The following is a 1,199-nucleotide window of genomic DNA, read 5'->3' on the forward strand; positions in this document are numbered from 1 at the left end:
CTTAGATGTCGAGGATCTTGGCCACGACGCCCGAACCCACGGTGCGGCCGCCTTCACGGATGGCGAAGCGCAGGCCTTCTTCCATCGCGATCGGGTTGATCAGCTTCACGGTGATGCTGACGTTGTCGCCAGGCATGACCATTTCCTTGTCCTTGGGCAACTCGATCGCGCCGGTCACGTCCGTCGTGCGGAAGTAGAACTGCGGGCGGTAGTTGTTGAAGAACGGCGTGTGACGGCCGCCTTCGTCCTTCGACAGGACATACACCTCGGCGGTGAAGTGCACGTGCGGCTTGATCGAGCCGGGCTTGCACAGCACTTGGCCGCGCTCGACTTCTTCGCGCTTCGTGCCGCGCAGCAGCACGCCGACGTTGTCGCCCGCTTGACCTTGGTCCAGCAGCTTGCGGAACATTTCCACGCCGGTGCAGATGGTCTTGACCGTCGGGCGGATGCCCACGATTTCGATTTCTTCGCCGACCTTGATCACGCCGCGCTCGACGGCGCCGGTCACGACCGTGCCGCGACCCGAGATCGAGAACACGTCTTCCACGGGCATCAGGAACGTGCCGTCCACGGCGCGCTCGGGCGTCGGGATGTACGTGTCCAGCGCTTCAGCCAGCTTCATGATGGCTTCTTCGCCCAGCTTGCCCTTGTCGCCTTCGAGGGCGAGCTTGGCCGAGCCGTGAATGATCGGGGTGTCGTCGCCAGGGAAGTCGTACTTGTCCAGGAGCTCGCGCACTTCCATTTCGACCAGCTCGAGCAGCTCGGCGTCGTCGACCATGTCGCACTTGTTCAGGAAAACGATGATGTAACCCACACCCACCTGGCGAGCCAGCAGGATGTGCTCACGGGTCTGGGGCATCGGGCCGTCAGCGGCCGAGCACACCAGGATGGCGCCGTCCATCTGAGCGGCGCCCGTGATCATGTTTTTCACGTAGTCGGCGTGACCGGGGCAGTCGACGTGTGCGTAGTGGCGGTTGGCCGTTTCGTACTCGACGTGCGCGGTGTTGATCGTGATGCCGCGGGCCTTTTCTTCAGGTGCAGCGTCGATCTGGTCGTAAGCCTTGGCTTCGCCGCCGAACTTGGCCGACAGAACGGTTGCGATTGCAGCCGTCAGCGTGGTCTTGCCATGGTCGACGTGACCGATCGTGCCCACGTTGACGTGGGGCTTGGTACGGGTGAACTTACCTTTTGCCATTTTT

General features: G+C 62.6%; 1 protein-coding gene. It reads right to left on the reverse strand.

Annotated features, from left to right (window positions below; all coding sequences use genetic code 11):
- Position 1: 1 nt before the first annotated feature.
- Complete coding sequence (gene tuf / locus BM004_RS40510) at positions 2–1,195, reverse strand: elongation factor Tu (RefSeq protein ID WP_093222614.1); 1,194 nt, start codon at positions 1,193–1,195, stop codon at positions 2–4.
- Between the last annotated feature and the right edge of the window lie 4 nt (positions 1,196–1,199).

Origin of the sequence: Variovorax sp. OK212, from assembly GCF_900112425.1 — a bacterium.
Taxonomy (GTDB): domain Bacteria; phylum Pseudomonadota; class Gammaproteobacteria; order Burkholderiales; family Burkholderiaceae_C; genus Variovorax.